At 72.6% G+C, this 20,281-nt stretch carries 18 protein-coding genes; 13 read left to right on the forward strand and 5 right to left on the reverse strand.

The window, feature by feature from the left end:
- The first annotated feature begins 45 nt into the window (after positions 1 to 45).
- From hisG to ACIQM4_RS27385, 4 genes are all read left to right on the forward strand, one after another.
- Positions 46 to 894 (forward strand): ATP phosphoribosyltransferase, encoded by an 849-nt coding sequence (gene hisG / locus ACIQM4_RS27370; protein WP_401596730.1) that lies wholly within the window; start codon positions 46 to 48, stop codon positions 892 to 894.
- Between the two features lie 70 nt (positions 895 to 964).
- Complete coding sequence (locus ACIQM4_RS27375) at positions 965 to 1,411, forward strand: PH domain-containing protein (RefSeq protein ID WP_401596733.1); 447 nt, start codon at positions 965 to 967, stop codon at positions 1,409 to 1,411.
- Between the two features lie 238 nt (positions 1,412 to 1,649).
- Entirely contained in the window at positions 1,650 to 3,011 is a 1,362-nt protein-coding gene (locus ACIQM4_RS27380; RefSeq protein WP_401596735.1) for a hemolysin family protein, read from the forward strand.
- Positions 3,008 to 4,168 carry a hemolysin family protein gene (locus ACIQM4_RS27385; RefSeq protein WP_401596738.1) on the forward strand — a complete coding sequence of 387 codons (1,161 nt, stop codon included), beginning with the start codon at positions 3,008 to 3,010 and terminating at the stop codon, positions 4,166 to 4,168. Before ACIQM4_RS27380 ends, ACIQM4_RS27385 begins: the two co-directional genes overlap by 4 nt.
- Positions 4,169 to 4,226: 58 nt before the next feature.
- On the opposite strand, the gene ACIQM4_RS27390 is transcribed toward ACIQM4_RS27385, so the two are convergent.
- Both ACIQM4_RS27390 and ACIQM4_RS27395 read right to left on the reverse strand, forming a co-directional pair.
- The gene (locus ACIQM4_RS27390) at positions 4,227 to 6,116 is read right to left on the reverse strand and encodes an AAA family ATPase (protein WP_401596893.1); all 1,890 of its coding nucleotides are present in this window, start codon (positions 6,114 to 6,116) and stop codon (positions 4,227 to 4,229) included.
- Between the two features lie 424 nt (positions 6,117 to 6,540).
- A complete protein-coding gene (locus ACIQM4_RS27395; RefSeq protein WP_401596740.1) occupies positions 6,541 to 7,143 on the reverse strand; it encodes a uridine kinase in 603 nt (200 codons plus the stop codon).
- 260 nt (positions 7,144 to 7,403) lie between these two features.
- Between ACIQM4_RS27395 and ACIQM4_RS27400 the strand changes: the two genes are divergently transcribed.
- The gene (locus ACIQM4_RS27400) at positions 7,404 to 8,816 is read left to right on the forward strand and encodes a peptidase C39 family protein (RefSeq protein WP_401596743.1); all 1,413 of its coding nucleotides are present in this window, start codon (positions 7,404 to 7,406) and stop codon (positions 8,814 to 8,816) included.
- Positions 8,817 to 8,924: 108 nt separating this feature from the next.
- The gene (locus ACIQM4_RS27405) at positions 8,925 to 9,080 is read left to right on the forward strand and encodes an SCO1431 family membrane protein (protein WP_401596745.1); all 156 of its coding nucleotides are present in this window, start codon (positions 8,925 to 8,927) and stop codon (positions 9,078 to 9,080) included.
- A 69-nt stretch (positions 9,081 to 9,149) separates the two neighbouring features.
- Here ACIQM4_RS27405 and ACIQM4_RS27410 read toward each other — a convergent pair whose 3' ends face one another.
- Positions 9,150 to 10,259, reverse strand: a complete 1,110-nt coding sequence (locus ACIQM4_RS27410) for a DUF6114 domain-containing protein (protein ID WP_401596748.1) — start codon at positions 10,257 to 10,259, stop codon at positions 9,150 to 9,152.
- A 201-nt stretch (positions 10,260 to 10,460) separates the two neighbouring features.
- The gene (locus ACIQM4_RS27415; RefSeq protein WP_401596751.1) at positions 10,461 to 11,087 is read right to left on the reverse strand and encodes a DUF6230 family protein; all 627 of its coding nucleotides are present in this window, start codon (positions 11,085 to 11,087) and stop codon (positions 10,461 to 10,463) included.
- 109 nt (positions 11,088 to 11,196) lie between these two features.
- Between ACIQM4_RS27415 and ACIQM4_RS27420 the strand changes: the two genes are divergently transcribed.
- From ACIQM4_RS27420 to ACIQM4_RS27435, 4 genes are all read left to right on the forward strand, one after another.
- Complete coding sequence (locus ACIQM4_RS27420) at positions 11,197 to 11,841, forward strand: TetR/AcrR family transcriptional regulator (protein ID WP_401596754.1); 645 nt, start codon at positions 11,197 to 11,199, stop codon at positions 11,839 to 11,841.
- A gap of 227 nt (positions 11,842 to 12,068) precedes the next feature.
- Positions 12,069 to 13,250, forward strand: a complete 1,182-nt coding sequence (locus ACIQM4_RS27425; RefSeq protein WP_401596757.1) for an acyl-CoA dehydrogenase family protein — start codon at positions 12,069 to 12,071, stop codon at positions 13,248 to 13,250.
- Positions 13,251 to 13,842: 592 nt separating this feature from the next.
- On the forward strand, positions 13,843 to 14,907 hold the full coding sequence (locus ACIQM4_RS27430) for a hypothetical protein (protein WP_401596895.1): 1,065 nt from the start codon (positions 13,843 to 13,845) through the stop codon (positions 14,905 to 14,907).
- Between the two features lie 42 nt (positions 14,908 to 14,949).
- Complete coding sequence (locus ACIQM4_RS27435; RefSeq protein ID WP_401596760.1) at positions 14,950 to 16,065, forward strand: phosphotransferase family protein; 1,116 nt, start codon at positions 14,950 to 14,952, stop codon at positions 16,063 to 16,065.
- Here ACIQM4_RS27435 and ACIQM4_RS27440 read toward each other — a convergent pair whose 3' ends face one another.
- A complete protein-coding gene (locus ACIQM4_RS27440; protein WP_401596763.1) occupies positions 16,066 to 16,473 on the reverse strand; it encodes a hypothetical protein in 408 nt (135 codons plus the stop codon).
- A 253-nt stretch (positions 16,474 to 16,726) separates the two neighbouring features.
- Here ACIQM4_RS27440 and ACIQM4_RS27445 point away from each other — a divergent pair, with 253 nt between their 5' ends.
- From ACIQM4_RS27445 to ACIQM4_RS27455, 3 genes are all read left to right on the forward strand, one after another.
- Positions 16,727 to 17,167 carry an Lrp/AsnC family transcriptional regulator gene (locus ACIQM4_RS27445; RefSeq protein ID WP_401596766.1) on the forward strand — a complete coding sequence of 147 codons (441 nt, stop codon included), beginning with the start codon at positions 16,727 to 16,729 and terminating at the stop codon, positions 17,165 to 17,167.
- A 112-nt stretch (positions 17,168 to 17,279) separates the two neighbouring features.
- The gene (locus tag ACIQM4_RS27450) at positions 17,280 to 18,932 is read left to right on the forward strand and encodes an amidohydrolase (RefSeq protein ID WP_401596769.1); all 1,653 of its coding nucleotides are present in this window, start codon (positions 17,280 to 17,282) and stop codon (positions 18,930 to 18,932) included.
- 503 nt (positions 18,933 to 19,435) lie between these two features.
- Entirely contained in the window at positions 19,436 to 20,203 is a 768-nt protein-coding gene (locus tag ACIQM4_RS27455; protein ID WP_401596771.1) for a polyprenol monophosphomannose synthase, read from the forward strand.
- Positions 20,204 to 20,281: the final 78 nt, after the last annotated feature.

Genomic DNA, 20,281 nt, shown 5'->3' on the forward strand with positions numbered 1-20,281 from the left:
CGAGTTCCCTCCGCAATTCCCTTCGCACCAAAGGAAGCTGACCTCATGCTGCGCATCGCCATCCCGAACAAGGGCTCCCTCTCCGGACCTGCGTCGGCGATGCTCCATGAGGCCGGCTACCAGCAGCGCAAGGAGTCCAAGGAGCTCGTCCTGGTCGACCCGGAGAACGAGGTCGAGTTCTTCTACCTCCGCCCCCGGGACATCGCGATCTACGTCAGCTCCGGCAAGCTCGACATCGGCATCACCGGCCGTGACCTGCTGCTCGACTCCGGGGCGAAGGCCGAGGAGATCCTCCAGCTCGGCTTCGCCCGCTCCACCTTCCGCTACGCCACCCGTCCGGGCACCGCGACCGGCGTGCAGGACTTCTCCGGCATGACGGTCGCCACCTCGTACGAGGGCATCGTCGCGGGGCACCTCGCCGAGCAGGGCATCGACGCCTCCGTCGTCCACCTGGACGGCGCCGTCGAGACCGCCATCGAACTGGGTGTCGCGCAGATCATCGCCGACGTCGTCGAGACGGGCACCTCACTGCGCAACGCGGGCCTGGAAGTCATCGGCGAGCCCATCATGAAGTCCGAGGCCGTCGTCATCCGCCGCACCGGCGCCGACCCCGAGGACGCCAAGGTGCAGCAGTTCCTGCGCCGCCTCCAGGGCGTCCTGGTGGCCAGGTCCTACGTGATGATGGACTACGACTGCCGGGTCGAGCACCTGGAGCAGGCCGTGGCCCTCACCCCCGGCCTGGAGTCCCCGACGATCTCCCCCCTCCACCACGAGGGCTGGGTCGCCGTCCGCTCCATGGTCGCCGCCAAGGAGGCCCAGCGGATCATGGACGACCTGTACGCGCTCGGCGCGCGGGCCATCCTCACCACCGCCATCCACGCCTGCCGGCTCTGAACCAGCGGGCCTTCGGGTTCGCCGCCGGTCCGCCAGTTTTCGTCACGTACGCAGAAGGATGCCGTCCGCCGTGCCGCAGCCCGCTCTCCCCGCCCTTCCGGTCACCTTCCGGCCGAACCGCACCCGGGCCGTCCTGCTGAGCGTGGGGGTGGCGCTGTTCGCCGTGGTCTCGGCGATCGGACTGATGCTGGAGATGCTCAGCCCGGGGGAGCGGCTGAGCTTCATCCTCACCGGAGCACTGCTCTTCGCCGTCCTGGTGCTGCTCAGCCGGCCCAAGGTCGTCGCGGACGAGTCAGGTGTCACCGTCGTGAACCTCACCACGAAGCGGCACCTGGAGTGGGCGGAGATCCTGCAGGTCAACCTGCGCCCCGGCGACGCCTGGGTGTTCCTGGACCTCAGCGACGGCACCAGCCTGCCCGCCCTCGGCATCCAGCCCGGCATCGCCAAGGAGCAGGCCATCAGGGACGCCCGCGCGCTGCGCGCCCTCGTCGAGGCGCGCGGCACGCACAGCGGCTGACCGGAGCCGGCTTCCCGCCCTCCGCCCGCCGCGGACGGACACTCACCGGCGGAGCCCCTGCCGTCGCGCGGGCAGTCCTGTTTACTCTGGGGTGGGGCGCCAAGTGCGCCCCAACCCCGCCCGAACGGCCCACGCGGCCGGCGGGGTCGCACCTTCGACCCAAGGAGTGACTCCCTCCAGCAATGGACGGATCGTCCGGTAGTACCTGCGCCGCCCCCTCTCCCGCCCAGGCGGCGGCATGACCATCCCGCTACTGCTGCTCGCCGCAGCGTTCCTCCTGATCCTCGCCAACGGCTTCTTCGTGGCGGCCGAATTCGGCCTCGTCACGGTGGAGCGGCCCGAAGCCGAACGCGCCGCCGCAGCCGGCGACAGACGAGCCGGTACGGTCGTGAAGTCCCTGCGCGAGCTGTCCTTCCAGCTCTCCGGCACCCAACTCGGCATCACGATCACCTCCCTCGTCGTCGGCATGCTCGCCGAACCCGCGCTCGCCGCGCTCCTCGACGGGCCGCTGACCGCCACCGGCATCCCGGCGGGCGCCGTCTCCGGCATCAGCGTCGTGGTCGGCATGCTGCTGGCCTCCGCCGTGCAGATGGTGATCGGCGAGCTCGTGCCCAAGAACTGGGCGGTCTCCAGGCCGCTCCAGGTGGCCCGGTTCGTGGCCGGCCCGCAGCACCGCTTCTCGACCGTGTTCCGGCCGGTGATCTCCCTGCTGAACACCGTCGCCAACCGTCTCGTACGGTCCCTGGGGGTCGAACCGACGGACGAGCTGGCATCCGCCCGCACGCCCGGCGAACTCGTCTCCCTGGCCCGGCACTCGGCGCAGGCCGGCACGCTGGAGCAGGACACCGCCGACCTGTTCGTACGGACCCTGTCCCTGGGCCACCTCACCGCGCAGCACGTGATGACACCGCGCGTGAAGGTCAGCTCGCTCCAGTCGTCCGCGACCGCCGCCGACGTACTCAACCTCACCCGGGCCACCGGACTCTCACGCTTCCCCGTCTACCGGGAGCGCATCGACGAGATCGTCGGCATGGTGCACCTCAAGGACGCGCTCGGGGTGGCTGCGCACGAGCGGATGCGTGTCCCGGTCGGCCGGATCGCGGTACCGCCGCTCCTCGTACCGGAGACCCTGCCCGTGCAGCGGCTCCTGGAGCGGCTGCGCAGCGAGCAGCCGATAGCGGTCGTCGTCGACGAGTACGGCGGCACCGCGGGCGTCGTCACCCTGGAGGACATCGTCGAGGAACTCGTCGGCGAGGTCCGCGACGAGCACGACGCCGAGGGCGCCGACCGGCCCGAGCTGGCCGCGGTCGCCCCCGCCGACGACGGCAGCCCGTCCTGGGAGGCCGACGGCAGCTGCCGGGTGCTCACCCTGCGCCGGATAGGCCTGGACGTGCCCGACGGTCCCTACGAGACGGTGGCGGGCCTGGTGGCCGACCTGCTGGGACGCATCCCCGCCCCCGGCGACCGGGCCGAACTGCCCGGCTGGACCCTCTCGGTCCGCCGGGTCGACCGCTACCGGGCCGAGCGGGTACGCCTGGTGCGTACGACCGCGCTTCCCCTCGCCCACCGGGCCGAACAGCTCACGGAGGCCGCCCGATGAGCGCCCTCCAACTCCTGCTGGCACTGTTCCTGGTGCTGGCCAACGGCTTCTTCGTCGGCGCCGAGTTCGCCCTCGTCTCCGTGCGGCGCAGCCAGATGGAACCCCTCGCGGCGGCGGGCTCCGCCCGCGCCAAACAGGTGATGTACGGCCTTGAGCACCTGCCGCAGATGATGGCGGCGGCCCAGTTCGGCATCACCGTCTGCTCGTTGACGCTGGGCGCCGTCGCCGAACCCACCGTCGCGCGGCTCCTGGAGCCTCTCTTCCACGCGGCGCACGTGCCCGAAGGGCTGATTCATCCGCTCGGTTATGCGATCGCGCTCGCGGTCGTCGTCTCGCTCCACCTCGTGATCGGCGAGATGGTGCCGAAGAACCTGGCGATGGCGGCCCCCGAGAAGACCGCACTGTGGTTCAGCCCCGGCCTGGTCGGCTTCGCCCGGCTCTGCCGGCCGGTCACGGCGGCGCTCGGCTGGTGCGCCCGGATGGTCCTGAAGCTGTTCCGGGTGGAACCCAGGGAAGAGGTCGAGTCCGTCTTCACCAGCGAACAGCTCAACCGGCTGGTCGAGGACTCGGGCCAGGCCGGACTCCTGGACCCCGGCGCGCAGGAGCGGCTGGAGGACGCCCTGGAACTGGGCAGCCGCCCGATCACGGACGTCCTGCTGCGGCGCTCCGCCCTGGTGACCGTCGATCCGTCGGTCACCCCGCGCCGGATCGAGGAGCTGACGGTCCGCACCGGCTACTCCCGCTTCCCGGTCTGCGCGACGGGCCCTGCGGGCGCCTTCATGGGGTACGTCCACGTCAAGGACGTCCTCGACCTGGACGAGGCGGACCGGGCGGTGCCGCAGCAGGTGTGGCGCCCGATGACCACGCTCAGGTCGGAACTCCCGCTGGACGAGGCGCTGTCGGTGATGCGGCGCGCGGCGACCCACCTGGCGCAGGTGGCGGACGCCTCGGGGCGGGTGCTGGGGCTCGTCGCCCTGGAGGACGTACTGGAGACACTGGTGGGAGAGGTACGGGACCCGGCGCACCGGGGCAAGGAGCCCGGCACGACCGCCGCCCCGGGCGCGCCCGGCGGCGTACCCGCCGTGCCCGTGCAGGTGCTCTCGCAGCCGAGGGCCGGGGCGGAGACGGAGACGGAGGCGGGGGTACTGGCGCGGTAGGCCGGGCCGCCGAGGGCGCGGGGCAGGGGGAGGGGCGGGCGCACGGGCAAGGGTGCGCTCATCCCTCCGTCTGCCCCCTCCCCACCGGCCCCCGCCCCGAAAGCACCTCCCCGTACGCCTGCATCAGATCCGGCAGCCGCAGCGTCGCCAGCTCGTCCCGTGTCGGCGTCGACGCGTACCCGGACAGCCGCAGATCGCGGTAGGCACAGCTCTTTTCGTAGAGCGTGCGCAGGAACCGCCCGTTGCCCAGCTCGTCGATCCAGCCCTGCTCGACGACGTGTCCGCTGATGCTCCGCAGTTCCTCCAGCGACTCCTCGTCCCACGCGTCCGCGTTGTCCCCGGCCAGGACCTCGCCGATGCTGGTCAGTTCCGCGGGGCGGTAGCTCGGGAAGTCCACGCGGGTGGTGAAGCGGGACGACAGCCCCGGGTTGGTGGCCAGCAGCCGGTCCATGCCCTCCGGGTACCCGGCCAGGATCACCACCAGGTGGTCCCGGTTGTCCTCGGCCCGCTTGAGCAGCACCTGCAACGCCTCGTCGCCGTACGCGTCGCCCTTGCTGTAGCCGGAGTTGGCCAGGCTGTACGCCTCGTCGACGAAGAGCACCCCGCCCATCGCCGAGTCGATCAGCTCGTTCGCCTTCACCGCGGTCTGGCCCAGGAACTCGCCCACCAGGTCGGCGCGTTGGGCCTCCACCAGGTGATCCCCGCCCAGCAGGCCCAGGGCGTAGAACACCCGGCCGAGGATTCGCGCCACCGTCGTCTTCCCGGTCCCCGAGGGCCCCGAGAAGACGAAGTGGCGCTTCGGAGGCTGGACCGGCAGCCCCTGCCCGGCCCGCAGCCTGGCCATGTTCAACTGGGCGGACAGCGCGCGCACCTGGCGCTTGACCGGCTCCATGCCGACCATCCGGTCCAGCTCGCCGAGCGCCTGCTCCAGCAGCGCGGGGTCGGAGGGCCCGGCGGGGAACGGCGGCAGCCCGGCCGGCGGCGGCCCCGCCTTCTCCCGTACGCCCGCGGGCGGGCCCGGCGGTACCGCGCCGCCGAACGGCAGCTGGCCGTCGCCGCCCATCCGCAGCTCCCCGGCGCCCTCCACGGGGTCGAACTCACCCTGGAACTCCGCGGCGTCCTGTCCGATCCCGGCCATCGACACCGTCGCGAGGCCGGCCGCCGACTCGTCGTACCCGTCGAGACCGTCGCCCTCGGAGATCGCCGCCAGCCGGGCCGCCGTGTCCATGAAGGCCGGATCCACCCGGTGCACCGCCCGGTACAGGGGGAGCGCCGCCGCGGAACGCCCGGTGCCCTCGTGCGCGCGCGCCAGCCAGTAACGCAGCTCCTTGCGCTGCGGCTGCTCGCTGCGGCAGCGCATCAAGGAGGCGGCGAGCAGCGGCTCCGCCTGCCCGAACTCCTCCAGCCGTACCCGGGCCATCCCGCCGAAGAGGCCCGACTCGATGCCCAGCAGCGGATCGTCCACGAGGGGGTCCGTGTGCCGGACCAACTGCTCCCAGTCCTTGACCAGATACGCGCGGCACCCGTGCAGGAACCGCACCTGCTGGTCGGTGTCCACGGGCGGCAGCCCCGCCAACGCCCGGTCCAGTTCCGGGACATGGCGCCCGTCAAGCCAGTGCGAGGCATGCGCCAGCAGCAGGTCCCGCGGGCTCTCCAGCACCGGCTGCACCCACCAGCCGAGCCAGTACCAGGAGTTGAGCGTCCTGCGGAGCCTGGCACGCTGCTCGCCGAACCGTTCGCGGTGGCGGTACATGCGTAAGAGCGCCGTCGTCGTGTCGATGCGCAGGGCGTGCAGACCGAGCCAGCCGTCCGCCATCCCGGGATCGAGCCGTACCGCCGTCCGGAACTCCTCCTCCGCCTGCGGGTACGCCCCCATGGTGTAGGCGTCCACGCCGCGCAGCCAGGCGAGGTCGGCCGGGGCGTGCGTGCCCTGCGCGCCGAAGTCCATCACGTCCCCCACAGACCGTGCCCCCCGTGATGTGCCGTCGGGCGTGTGCCAGTGACCCATTGTCGTTGGCATATGCCCGAACCGCTGTGTCCCGGACGGGAATTGACCGCACCGAAGGGCATCGTACCTGGGCAGGGAGAGGGAAATAAGGGTGGCGCGAGGCCTGCACGGTTGGTGACCCTGGGTGAGCGAAGAGGGTCAATGTGCGCTCCGGAATGACCGGTAAGGGCAGAACGAAGCCCCCGGTCACGGGGGAACAACCGGGGGCTTCGTGTCTGCGGGCGACTCCGGAAAGCCGCACATTGAGAACGTAAGACCTGTACGCCCCCCGGGTCAAGCGGAGTTGGGGCACTCGCGGGGGCGCTTTTCGGCACGTTCCGCAAGTCCGGGGTGAGCGGTCACGGTCGGTGACGGAGTGGTGTGCTCACGCGGTCGCGTGAGCGCCCTGCCGCCACTCGTAGCCCTCCTGCAACTGCCGTACCAGGGTGTCGGCGAACGGGCGCGAGGGATCCGCGGAGAAGTGTTCCGTCTCGGCCCTCGTCCAGCCGTCCCAGAAGGCGGACTGCTCGGTTCCGTCCCGCTCCCGGCCGCGCCGCCAGGACCGATCGGCGTCCAGATCCATCCAGAGCAGGTGCGCGAGAACGGGGCGCAGCGCGCGGCGGCCCGCCCCCACCCCCTCCACCAGGACGACGGGGGCGGGCGGCAGCTCGTACCGCTGGGGGCCGAAGCGGCGGAGCGTCCAGTCGTACGGCGCGTACCGCGCACGCTCGCCCCGCGACAGCGGTCCGGTGACCTGTGTGCACAGCCGGTCCGTCCAGGCGAACAATTCCTCATGGCTCGCCAGGTCGTCCAGGTGCAGCACGGGAGCCCCGCCGAGCGCGTCCGCGAGGTGCCCGGCGAAGGTGCTCTTGCCGGAGCCCGCGTGACCGTCCACGGCGATCAGCCGCACCGGACCGCAGGACGGCGGCAGGGCACGGAGCCGCGCGGCGAGAGGGACGAGGGAGTCGGGAGGGGCGGCGCTGTTCATTGCGGCCACCCTAGACGGGGCGCGGGGTGCGGGGTGCCCGGTGCCGGGTGCGGGTATGGGCGAGGGTGATGGGCGGTCCCCGCTGTCTGCGACCCCCGTCCCCGGGAGCCGATTGGCGGGCGTGGCCCGCGTGCCGTCGCGGGTCGGGGGCCGGCCGGTCGCAGTATGGGGCGGGTTCGGGGTGCCACCGGCTCCGGCGGGGTAGCCATACCGCCTGCCCGGACCGTGCTCATCCGCCATCCGACTGGGGGTCCTCCACCGTGACCAGACCCGATCTGCCGCCCGCCGCTCGCCGGACCGTACTGACCGCCGCCCTCGCGGCCGCCGCCGCACCGGTGCTGCCGGCAGCCGCCGCCGAGCCCGCGCCACGACCTGCGGGCGCGTCCGAATCCGCGGCCGTGTCCGCCTCATCCTCCGCCTCCGCCCCTCCTCCCGAGGGGGCCGGAGCCGTGGACAACCACTTCTGGACGACGTACACGGACTGGCGCTGCGGCACTGGCCCCGGCACCCGTGCCGTCGGCGGGCCCCGCCCCGGGCTCGTCATCGGGGCACCCGACGGGGTGGCCCCCTACCGCGACCCGCACACGGGGCGCACCGCCAGCTACGAGTACGCGGTGTGGACCTCGCCGCTGCACTGCAGCCGCGTGCCCGCCACCGAGATCATCGCGTCCTGGAACGCCGACACCCCGCCCGGCACCTGGATCGCCGTCGAGCTTTCCGCCGCGTACGCCGACGGTTCGCGCACCCCCTGGTACGTGATGGGCCGCTGGGCCGCGGGGGAGAGCGACATCCGGCGCACCTCCGTCGACGGGCAGGGCGACGGCCGCAGCAGCGTCTACACCGACACCCTCGCGGTCGACGACCCGGCGTCCGGCACCCGGCTCACGGGCTACCAGCTGCGGCTCGTCCTGCACCGGACGCCGGGCAGCCGCCGTACGCCCACCGTGTGGCGCCTCGGCGCGATGGCGTCCGACGTGCCGGACAGGTTCACCGTCCCCGCCTCCGAGCCCGGTCGCCCCCACGAACTGCGGGTGCCGCGCCATTCGCAGGAGATCCACAAGGGGCAGTACCCGGAGTACGACAACGGGGGAGAGGCGTGGTGCAGCCCGACCTCGTCGACCATGATCCTGGAGTACTGGGGGCGCGGGCCCACCCCCGAGGAACTGGCCTGGGTCGACCCCGCGTACGCCGATCCCCAGGTCTGCCACGCGGCCCGGCAGACCTACGACCACCAGTACCAGGGCTGCGGCAACTGGCCCTTCAACACGGCGTACGCGGCGACGTACCGGGACATGAACGCGGTGGTCACCCGGCTGGAAACGCTGGACCAGCTGGAGGTGCTCGTCCGGGCGGGCATCCCGGCCATAACGTCGCAGTCGTTCCTCAAGGAGGAGCTGACCGGCGCGGGCTACGGCACCGCGGGCCACCTGATGACCGTCATCGGCTTCACCGCCGACGGCGACGTGATCGCGAACGACCCGGCGGCCCCCAGCAACGAGGCCGTCCGCCGCGTCTACCGGCGGCGGGAGTGGGAGAACATCTGGTTGCGTACCAAGCGGTACAACGCGAGCGGGAAAGTGGCCTCCGGCACAGGGGGCGTCTGCTACCTGTTCTGGCCGGTGCGCGCGACACCCGCGCAGCGCAAGGCCCTTGAGGCCGTCGGCGTCCGCTGAGGGCGCGTTCCGGCCCCTGGGCAGTGATGAACGTCATCTGTTCCGGGGCCGGGCCCGCTGGCACTGTGGAGGGATCCGTTCCGCTTTCCTCCTGCACTGCGAGATCCGATGACTGCTGCCTCCGCCGCCCTGTCCGCCCGCGTCCGTGCCCGTACCGGCGGCCCGGACGACGACTTCGACGGGCCCAAGCTCCTGGAACACGTGCTCGGCTGGGCCCTGGTGGTCGTCGTGGCGATGTTCGTCACGGGAGCGGGCCTGCTGTGACCTGCCCCTGCGGCCTGTAATCCGGTGATCCCTGGTGCCCGCCGGCGGGTACCGGCAGGTACGGCGGTCTCAGGAACCTCCGGACGCCCCGAGCGTCAGACCGTTGGTGACGATCGAGTCCGAGGTGACCAGCGCCTGTTCGGCAGTGACGTCGGTCATGAAGACGAAGGGCGGCACCACCGGGGGCACCGGCAGCCCGTCCGGGGTGAAGGTCAGACAGATCAGCCCCTCCAGGCACCCGCTGAACCGGGTGAGGTAGAGGGTGACGTTGCCGCTGAGATCCAGGGTGTCCGCGCCCAGCGCGAGTTCGTCGCGGCCGTCGCGGGTCCGCAGCCGGTAGTCGGAGAGGGAGGCGGCCTTCATCCTCAGGACCATCACCTTGAGCGGGCCGTCAATGGTCTGCACCTCTTTCACCCCGGCGATCAGGAAGCCGTCGGGGGCGAAGCGGGTCGTGGTGACCGTCGGAGGGGTCCGAGGGGCGGTGGGCACCGCCGCCGCGGCCTCGGCCCGGTGCACGGGCCCGGCGATCGCGACCAGCAGGACGACGGGCAACGCCAGGGCGAGGGTGCGCGGGCCCTGGTGCTCCCGGACGGTCGGAGCCCGGCGCCGCCCGTCATCCGGCTCCGCGTCCGGTGCGCCGGGTTCCGGCAGCGGCGACCACCCGAAACCCATCGCGCTGCCCGCGATCCCCAGCATGGTGCCCACCAGGAAACCGCCCAGGTTCGTCGCCGCGAACGAGAGCACCGAGAGAATCAGCGCGTTGATACTGACGTAGTGCCGGGTGTGCGGCAGGAACCACAGGAAGAGGGCCGCCGCCATCAGGGCGAGCCCGATACCGAGCGCGGCGAGCCCGCCGAGGCCGAGACTCACCAGGATCGTCAGCGGCGAGAGCGGCACGAGCAGCAGCTCGGCGCCGGCCAGCGCCAACAGCAGCCCCGCCCAGAACGGCCGGCGTCGCCGCCAGGACCGGAACTGCCGGCGCCGCTCGGGCCAGGGCAGCCGTTCGTCGAGCCATCCCTTGCGCAGGAGGACCGGCTTCGACCGGCCGCCGGGATCCGGCCCTCCGGCGTGATCGTGGCCGGGTCCGCTGGCCTGGTCGTGGCCCGGCCCCCCGGCCCGATCGTGGCCCGGACCGGCGGCCCGGCCCTGGCCCGGCCCTCCGGCCCGATCGTGGCCCAAATCGCCGGCCTGATCGTGGCCGGGTCCGCTGGCCTGGTCGTGGCCCGGACCGGCGGCCCGGCCCCGGCCCCTCGCCCCGGCCCGCGAGTCCGCCCCGGTGCACCCCTCCGTCCAGGTCACCGCCCCGGCCCGGGAGCCTGCCTCGGTGCTTGTCCCTGCTCAGGTTCCGGCCCCGGCGCGGGCTCCCGCCCTCGTCCCGGTTCAGAAGCACTGCTTGCCGTCCAGGCTCACCGCGAGCTTCAGGCCCTTGAGCCGGAAGTTCCCGCCGGTCGCCGACCAGGCGTGCGACCGTACCCCGGCGACCTCGATGTCCCCGGCCTGGAGCCCGAACTTGCCGGGCTCTCCCTTGACGCCCGGCACCGCGTCCAGGGTGGAGGCGTCCCGGCCGATCTGGGCGGTGCCGAAGCGGGCGTCACCCGTCAGGTCCTCGCCGTCGATGATCAGGCTGCTGGCGGTGACCTCGCCAGCCTCGCCGCCCGCCGTCAGCTTGAACACCACGGTGCCCAGCGGTGTCTCGACCTCCGCGGACTGACAGATGTCCGAGAGCCTGGCGTCTCCGATGCCGAGCAGGGCCACCGGGTGCCCCTTGCCGTCCACGGACCGGTCGGTCTGCACGTACGACGACAGGCCGTTGCTGGTCAGCTTGCCGGAGGCGACCTGGAAGCTGGTGCCCGACACGGCGAACGACGCGGCGAGCGCGCCCTGGCCCATCATCGCCGCCATGGCCGCGACCGCGAGAACGGCCGGCACCGCCGTCACCGCGGTTCTGCGCCAGCCCGTCCTGCCCTCCGGGGGCAGTTGCTTCGGCGGCCTCTTTGCTGCGCTCACCTGTTCCTCCCGTACGTCGCGAAATTGCGCAGGGGAAGTGCATGAGAAGCGGAGGGAGGCCCGTGGAATACTGCGGCCATCCTTCCGGACTGGGAGACTAGGGCCTAATTTGAATAAGAGTCAACAGCGCGGCGCGACCGGCAAATCGCAGGCGCGCAGAGCCGAACTCATAGTGACCGGGCGGAAGTTGTTCGCCGACACCTCGTACGACGCGCTGTCGATGGATGACATCGCACGCCACGCGGGCGTCGCCAAGGGGCTGATCTACTACTACTTCGCCAACAAGCGCGGCTACTACCTGGCCGTCGTGGAGGAGTCCGTCGCCGACCTCGTCGCGCGCGCGGGCAGCCATCGCGAACTGCCACGCGGGCAGCGGGTGCGGCGCACCGTCGACGGCTTCCTGCACTACGCACGGCACCACCAGGCGGCGTACCGGACCATCGTCACCGGAGGCGTCGGCTTCGACATCGAGGTCCAGAAGATCCGCGACACCGTGCGCGAGCAACTGATCACCACCCTCGCCGAGGGGGCGTACGGGCGCACCGACATCCCGCCGACGGCCAGGCTGGCACTGCTCGGCTGGATGACGGGCGTGGAGGGCATCACCCTCGACTGGATCGACACGGGGGAGCCGGCGCAGGAGGAGGTCTGCGAACTGGTCGTACGGTTGCTGCGCGCGACGCTGGACACGGTGGCCGCACTGGTGCCGGAGTGCCCGGCCCCGCACCTCGACGACACGACGGACGACGCGTAGCGCGACGCCTGCCGCGGCGACGCGGACACAGGGGGGCGACGCCTCATGACCGGCGACGGGACAGCCTCGATCGGGCATACTCGGCCGCCCCGGCCCCGGCCAGTCCGCTTCCGTAACCCGGAACCGTGCCCCAGGCTGGACACCAGACACCCGGCGGCGCCGCCACACCCTGCGCGTGCGCCCGCCGCCGCGCCCGACAGGGCCCGAGCAGTCAGGAGAGCGCCGCGATGCCCGACGCCCCGCAGCCGGTGGAACGACAGCTGCCCACCGAGGAGTCCCGCGACCTGCTCGCGCTCGTACGCGACATGACCCAGCGGGAGATCGCTCCGCGGGCCGCCGCCGAGGAGGAAGCGGGGCACTTTCCCCGCGAGGTCTTCACGCTCCTGTCCGACTCGGGACTGCTCGGCCTGCCGTACGACTCCGAGTACGGCGGCGGCGACCAGCCGTACGAGGTCTACCTCCAGGTCCTCGAAGAGCTCGCCGCGGCCCGCCTGACCGTCGGCCTGGGCGTCAGCGTGCACACTCTCGCCTGCCACGCGCTCGCCGGGTACGGCACCAAGGAGCAGCAGGCCGCCCACCTGCCCGCGATGCTCGGCGGCGGGCTCCTCGGCGCCTACTGCCTCTCGGAGCCCACGTCCGGCTCGGACGCCGCCTCGCTCCGTACGAAAGCCGTCCGGGACCGGGCGGGCGCCTCGCAGGACTGGGTGATCACGGGTACCAAGGCGTGGATCACCCACGGGGGCATCGCCGACTTCTGCACGGTCCTGGCCCGCACGGGCGCCGAGGGAGCGCGCGGCATCACCGCCTTCCTCGTACCGGGCGACGCGGAGGGCCTGAGCGCGGCGGCCCCCGAGAGGAAGATGGGCATGAAGGGCTCGCCCACCGCGCAACTGCACTTCGACGGCGTACGGGTGCCCGACGCGCGACGTATCGGCGAGGAGGGCCAGGGCTTCGCCATCGCGCTGTCCGCCCTCGACTCCGGCCGCCTCGGCATCGCGGCCTGTGCGGTGGGTGTCGCCCAGGCGGCCCTCGGCGAAGCACTCTCCTACGCGACCGGGCGCCGGCAGTTCGGCCGCCCCATCGCCGACTTCCAGGGGCTGCGCTTCATGCTGGCCGACATGGCCACCCAGATCGAGGCGGGTCGGGCGCTCTACCTGGCGGCGGCACGGCTGCGGGACGCCGGCCGCCCCTTCACGCGGCAGGCCGCGATGGCGAAGCTCTACTGCACGGACGCGGCGATGAAGGTCACCACGGACGCGGTGCAGGTGCTCGGCGGGTACGGCTACACGCTCGACTTCCCGGTCGAACGGCTGATGCGCGAGGCGAAGGTGCTCCAGATCGTGGAGGGCACGAACCAGATCCAGCGCATGGTGATCGCCCGCCACCTGGCGGGCCCGGAGTCCCGCTGAGAACACCGCGCACCCGCGAATGCCGCACGGAGGGCAAGCTCAGCCCGTCCGGCGTTTGAGGACGCGCGGCGCAGCCGTGCACCGGGCGCAGCCCGGACCCCCGCCCCCACCGGCCCCGGCGGTGCCCCGCCCTGCGGCGAGCAGTTTCGGGAAGGGGCGGGGAGGGGCATGCGCCGCAGGCAACCCGCACCACCCACAGCCCCGCGCCGCACCGCAGCCCCGCCGGCACCGCAGCCCCGCACCACCCGCAGCCCCGCATCACCCGCAGCCCCGCGCCGCACCGCAGCCCCGCGCCGCAGCCCCGCCGGCACCGCAGACCCGTACCACAGCCCCGACCGGCACCACCTGCCCGCACAACTCTGGCCCTCACCCCAATTCCTGACGTACCGTCAGCAAGTCGCCGAGCCGCACCCTCCGCGCCCCACCCCTTCCGTGCCCCGCAGCAAGCCGCCCCGCAACAAGACGCACGGCCCCGCGCCCGCCCCGCGTCACCCCACCCCACCCCACGCCACTCCCGCCAGGAGGCCCCGTGCCCGACGACGACCGTCCCGTCGCCCTCGACGAATACCCCGTCCACCAGGCCCCGTTGTCGATGAAGCACGTCGTCACCGGCGACCGGAACGCCTACGACCGCTGCATCTTCCACCTCGTGGACCACACCGGACGCGCCCTCCTCGTCGCCGGCCTCGGCGTCTACCCCAACACCGGTGTCATCGACGCCTATGCGACCCTCCGCATCGGCGACACCCTGCACGCCGTACGCGCGTCCGACGCCCTCACCGACGACCGGATGAACCTCTCGGTGGGTCCTCTGCGCATCACGGTCGACGAGCCGCTGCGCCGCTTCACCCTCAGCTGCGACACCGACCCCGGCGACCCCGACTCGCTCTCGTACGAGATCAGTTGGACCGCGGACTTCCCGGCCGTCTGGGAGCCCCACCACGTCCAGTACCGCGGCGACCGGTTGATGCTCGAAGGCCGCCGTTTCGTCCAGGCGGGCGGCTGCAGCGGCATGATCCGTGTCGGCGGGGAGCAGATCGCCGTCGTGGCGGGGGAGTGGACCGGAACCCGCGACCGCAGCTGGGGGGTGCGCCCGATACCCGGCGAGGACGGCGGGCGGGCCGCCGCCGAGCTGCGCCCTGAGGGCTTCCACTGGCTCTGGATACCGGCCAGGTTCGACGACCGCTTCGTGATGGTGATCGCCCAGGAGGACGCCGAAGGCCGCCGCAACCTCAACGAGGCCCTGCTCGTCCGCAACGGTACGCACGACGTCCAACTCGGCTGGCCGCACACCGACATCACCTACCGTTCCGGCACCCGCCACCCCGAGCGCGCCGTCGTGCACCTCGTCGACCCGGCCCGCAAACCCCTCGAACTGGGCGTCGAGATCCTCGCCTCCTCACCGCTCGCCGTCGGCGCGGGCTACCCGCCCGCCGCGGACTGGCAGCACGGCAGCTGGCAGGGCCGCGGCTGGACGGACCGCCGTGCCTACGACCTGTCCGACCCGTCGGCCCACCCCATGGCCGCGTACGGCGTCATCGACCACGCCGCCCGCTTCACGCTCGACGGGCGGACCGGCTACGGGATCTTCGAGCACGGCACCTTCGGCCGCCACGACCCGAGCGGCTTCACCGGTTACGAGTCCACAGCGCCCTGACCGGGACCGCGATCCATCACGCCCCCATGGAGGAGTACGGACATGGCCACCGCACCCCGCCCCCGCACCACCACCCGCGATCCCGAGGAACTGGGCCGCCGGCTCACCGCGTGGCTGGACACCCGGCTTCCGGGTGCACGTGTCACCGGTGTCCGCGTCCCCGGTTCCAACGGCATGTCGAGCGAGACCCTGCTCCTCGACCTGGACCACCCCGAGGCCCCGGTCACCGGCTGCGCCCTGCGGCTGGCCGCCGACCCCGCCGCGTACACCGTCTTCCCCGTGTACGACATGGCCCGCCAGCACCGGGTGATGAGCCTCGTCGCCGCCCACACCGACCTGCCGGTGCCGCGCGTCCTGTGGCTGGAGGAGGACCCCGGCCCGCTCGGCGCGCCCTTCTTCGTGATGGCGCGCGCCGAGGGCCGCGTGCCGCCCGACGTCATGCCTTACACGTACGAGGGCAACTGGCTGCACGCGGCGACCGACGGCGAGCGCGCGGGACTCGAGGCCGCCAGCATCGCGATCCTCGCCCGGCTGCACGACCAGTTCCCCGCAAAGGAGGCGGAGTTCCTGCTCCCCGACGGCGCGGGGTCACCGCTGCGCCGGCACGTGGCGGCGCAACGGGACTACTACGCATGGGTCGTTGACGGCCTGCCCCGCTCGCCCCTCATCGAGGAGTCCTTCGACTGGCTCGACGCGCACTGGCCCGACGACGAGGGCGAGCCCGTCCTGTGCTGGGGCGACGCCCGGATCGGCAACATCGTCTACGACGGGTTCGTCCCCGCCGCCGTGCTCGACTGGGAGATGGCCGCCCTGGGCCCCCGCGAGCTGGACCTCGGCTGGACGGTCTACCTGCACCGCTTCTTCCAGGACCTCACGGTCACCTTCGGGCAGGACGGGCTGCCGGACTTCCTGCGCCGCGACGCGATCGAGAGCCGCTACGCGCGGCTGACCGGCCACACCCCGCGGCACATGGAGTTCCACACCCTCTACGCCGCGCTGCGGCACGCCGTCGTCATGCTGCGCATCGCCTACCGGCAGGTGCACTTCGGCGAGGTCCGGATCCCCGAGGACCCGGACGCACTCATCCTGCACCGGGCGTCGCTCGAAGCGATGGTACGAGGCAGCTACTGGGCCGAACCGGGCGGCGAGGGGCGCTAGTCACGCCGCGCGCTGCGGCGGGACCTTCACCGGTCGCGACCCCGGGCCGCCGACGTGCGAGAAGGGCTGGGTCCGCCAGTCGAGGCCCTGGGGGAGCGTCAGCAGCAGTGCGGTGTCCTGCTCCTGCACCGTCAGCGTCTCGTCGGCCGGCTTCGCGTCGGCCGCGGGACGCCCCGTACCGGCGCAGGCAGTCAGCCCGAAGGGGTTCCACGGGGTGGGGCACTTCGCGTGCTCCGGCAGGACGTCCTCCTCCGCGAGCAGCGCGATCGGCTGCGCGCAGTCCGGGCAGATCACCCGGTACATCTCGAAGGTGTCGCAGGAGTCGGAACCGTCGTCCTCGCCGCTGTCGAAGGAAACGACAGTGACGGGTTCCGGTTGGGTACGTCCGGTGCGCTTCAAACTCTGCATGGAGACTCTCCCCCTAGAGGTGGGCCGACAAGGCGCTGCGGCCTCGACCACACCAAGCACTTCCCTGCGCGCCTGCGCGATAACCGCACAAGGCCGAAGGACACGGTTACAGGTGTGTGGTCTTCGTCACATGCCCCGCGCAGACGCGTGCCGGTCGCCTCGGGGAGGCGCACCCGGCACCGGTTGTTCACCAGGCAAGACGCACGGCGCTCAGGTGCACCGTGCACCCCTTAGCCCTGTAGGTTCTTGGCCCATGGAGGAGTTGGATCGTCAGATCGTGGACCTGCTCGTCAAGGACGGGCGGATGAGCTACACCGACCTGGGCAAGGCCACGGGCCTGTCCACATCGGCGGTGCACCAGCGTGTCCGCAGGCTCGAACAGCGCGGAGTGATCCGTGGGTACGCCGCGGTCGTGGACCCCGAGGCGGTCGGTCTGCCGCTCACCGCGTTCATCTCGGTGGCCCCCTTCGACGCCAGCGCCCCGGACGACATCGCGGACCGGCTCGCGGGCGTCGACGAGATCGAGGCCTGTCACAGCGTCGCCGGCGACGAGAACTACATCCTCAAGGTGCGCGTCGCGACCCCGCTGGAGCTGGAGCACCTGCTCTCCCGCATCCGTACCCTCGCGGGAGTCTCCACCCGCACCACGGTCGTCCTCTCCACCCCGTACGAGGCGCGCCCGCCCCGCGTCTGACCGGGCATCGGGCGTCCTTGGCCCCGTCCGGGCCGGCGGGCCGACCCGCCCCACCCGAACCCACGGGGACCCTGGTCGAGACGGGTGTGCGCGCTGGGCGAGACTTGTGGTCATGACCGAGCGCACCTCCCCCTCCTCGCCCGCCACCCCCTCCGACCGCACCGTGCTGCTGCGCGGCGGAGAGGTCCACAGTCCCGCCGACCCCTTCGCCACCGCGATGGTCGTCGAACGGGGGCATGTCGCGTGGGTGGGCTCCGAAGGGGCGGCCGACGCCTTCGCCGGCGGGGTCGACGAGGTGCTCGACCTCGACGGTGCACTCGTCACCCCCGCGTTCACGGACGCACATGTGCACACCACGTCGACCGGTCTCGCCCTCACCGGCCTCGACCTGTCAGGGGCCCGCACCCTGGACGAGGCGCTCGCTCTCGTACGCGCCCACGCGGCGGCCCGCCCGACGGGCGAGGTGCTGCTCGGCGGCGGCTGGGACGCCTCCCGCTGGCCCGAGCAGCGCCACCCCTCGCGCGCCGAACTCGACTCCGCCGCCGGCGGACGCCCGCTCTACCTGCCCCGCGTCGACGTGCACTCGGCAGTCGTCAGCACCGCCCTGCTGGACTCCGTCCCCGGAATCACCGGGCTGAGCGGCTACGCCGCCGACGAGCCGCTGACCGGCGCCGCCCACCACGCCGTACGGGCCGCCGCGCACGGTGCCATCGGTACGGCCCAGCGGACCGCCGCCCAGCGCGCCGCGCTCGCCCACGCCGCCTCGCTCGGCATCGGCACCGTGCACGAGTGCGCGGGGCCCGAGATCTCCGACGAGGCAGATCTCACGGGACTGCTGAAGCTGGCCGCCGAAGAACCAGGCCCCCGCGTCTTCGGCTACTGGGCAGAACAGGTCGCGAATGCGAAGGACGCCCGGCGAATCCGTGAACTCGGGGCCGTCGGCGCGGCCGGTGACCTCTTCGTCGACGGTTCCCTCGGCTCGCACACCGCCTGTCTGCACCAGCCGTACGCCGACGCCCCGCACACCGGCGCCGCCCACCTGGACGCGGCCGCGATCGCCGCGCACGTCGCCGCGTGCACCGAGGCGGGCCTCCAGGCCGGTTTCCACGCCATCGGCGACGCCGCCCTGAGTGCGGTCGCCGACGGCGTCAGGGCCGCCGCCGACCGGATCGGCCTCCCGCGCGTGCGGGCCGCCAGGCACCGCGTCGAGCACGCCGAGATGCTCACCCCCGCCACTCTCACCGCCTTCGCCGACCTCGGCCTCACCGCCTCCGTGCAGCCCGCCTTCGACGCCGCCTGGGGAGGCGAGGAGGGCATGTACGCCCAGCGCCTCGGCGTCGACAGGGCCCGCACCCTCAACCAGTACGCCGCCATGCTCAAGGCCGGGATCCCGCTCGCCCTCGGCTCCGACAGCCCGGTCACCCCGCTCGACCCCTGGGGCACCGTCCGCGCCGCGGCGTTCCACCGCACCCCCGCGCACCGGGTCTCCGTACGGGCCGCCTTCACCGCGCACACCCGGGGCGGCTGGCGGGCGGTCGGCCGCGACGACGCGGGCACGCTGGTCCCGGGCGCGCCCGCCGACTACGCGATCTGGCACACCGGCGACCTGGTGGTCCAGGCGCCGGACGACCGGGTCGCCCGCTGGTCCACCGATCCCCGCTCGGGCACGCCGGGGCTGCCGGACCTCACCCCCGGCACCGAACTCCCGGTCTGCCTGCGGACCGTGGTCGCCGGGCACACGGTGTTCGTACGGCCGAACGCGTGACGCCCGGCGGGTCGCGTACCGCCGATCGGTGCGCCGAGAGCCACCGCGACCCGCCTCGTCCTCTCGGCACTGACCTGGTGATTTGGCGAACCGCCGGCAAACACCGCAGGTCGCACGGGTGTTGACAGAAAGCGGCCATCGGCGGGTAGGTTCGGCCGGGTCCACCACGAAACGTCCGGCCGGAAACCTTCCACGCAGTCGTCGAACGCCGCTGGGTCATGGGTGGTGCGCCACACGGCGCACACGTCCCGGAACCAGGTTCAGCGCCCGCGCCTCGGGGGCGAGGGAAGGTTTTTTCCGGCCGACGGTGCGACCCGGGTAGGGCCCCGGCGTTCAGTAGACAACGGCAAGGATGTCCGCAGCCGGCGGGCACCTGGTCGGCCCGAAGGACGCCGGGCCCCCATCCGCAGATCGCGGGGCACCTTCCCACCGGGGCCTCGACCCCGCCCCCGTACCCGCTCGCTATGGTGGTCCTCTGTGTACGGGCGTGAAAAGGGGCATCAGTGAACGACGGCGGTCAGAGGCGTTACGGCCCGCTCGGCAGTGTTTTGGTGATCATTCCGACCTACAACGAGGCCGAGAACGTCAAGCCGATCGTCGCCCGGGTCCGGGAGGCCGTTCCCGAGGCGCACGTCCTCGTCGCCGACGACAACAGCCCCGACGGCACCGGCAAGCTCGCCGACGAACTCGCGGCCGTCGACGACCAGGTCCACGTGATGCACCGCCAGGGCAAGGAAGGCCTGGGCGCCGCCTACATGGCGGGCTTCCGCTGGGGCATCGAGCACGGCTACGGCGTCCTCGTCGAGATGGACGCCGACGGCTCCCACCAGCCCGAGGAACTGCCCCGCCTGCTGACCGCCCTGAAGGGGGCCGACCTCGTGCTCGGCTCGCGCTGGGTGCCGGGCGGCCGGATCGTCAACTGGCCCAAGTCCCGCGAGTTCATCTCCCGCGGCGGCAGCCTCTACTCCCGGATGCTGCTGGGGGTTCCGCTGCGCGACGTCACCGGCGGCTACCGCGCCTTCCGGGCCGAGACCCTGGAGGGCCTTGGGCTCGACGAGGTCGCCTCGCAGGGCTACTGCTTCCAGGTCGACCTGGCCCGGCGCGCCGTCGAGTCGGGCTTCCACGTCGTGGAGGTGCCGATCACCTTCGTCGAGCGCGAGATCGGCGAGTCGAAGATGAGCAACGACATCCTGGTCGAGGCCCTGTGGCGGGTCACCGCCTGGGGGGTCGGCACGCGCGCCAACAAGCTGCTCGGCCGTAAGCCCCTCTAGCCGGGCCGGCAGCCTGCCGCTGCCGCAGGAGCCCTGGCGGCGTCCGTGAGCCCCCGACAGGAGCGGAGCGCCTTCCGG

This window comes from Streptomyces sp. NPDC091272 (assembly GCF_044757485.1).
Classification (GTDB): domain Bacteria; phylum Actinomycetota; class Actinomycetes; order Streptomycetales; family Streptomycetaceae; genus Streptomyces.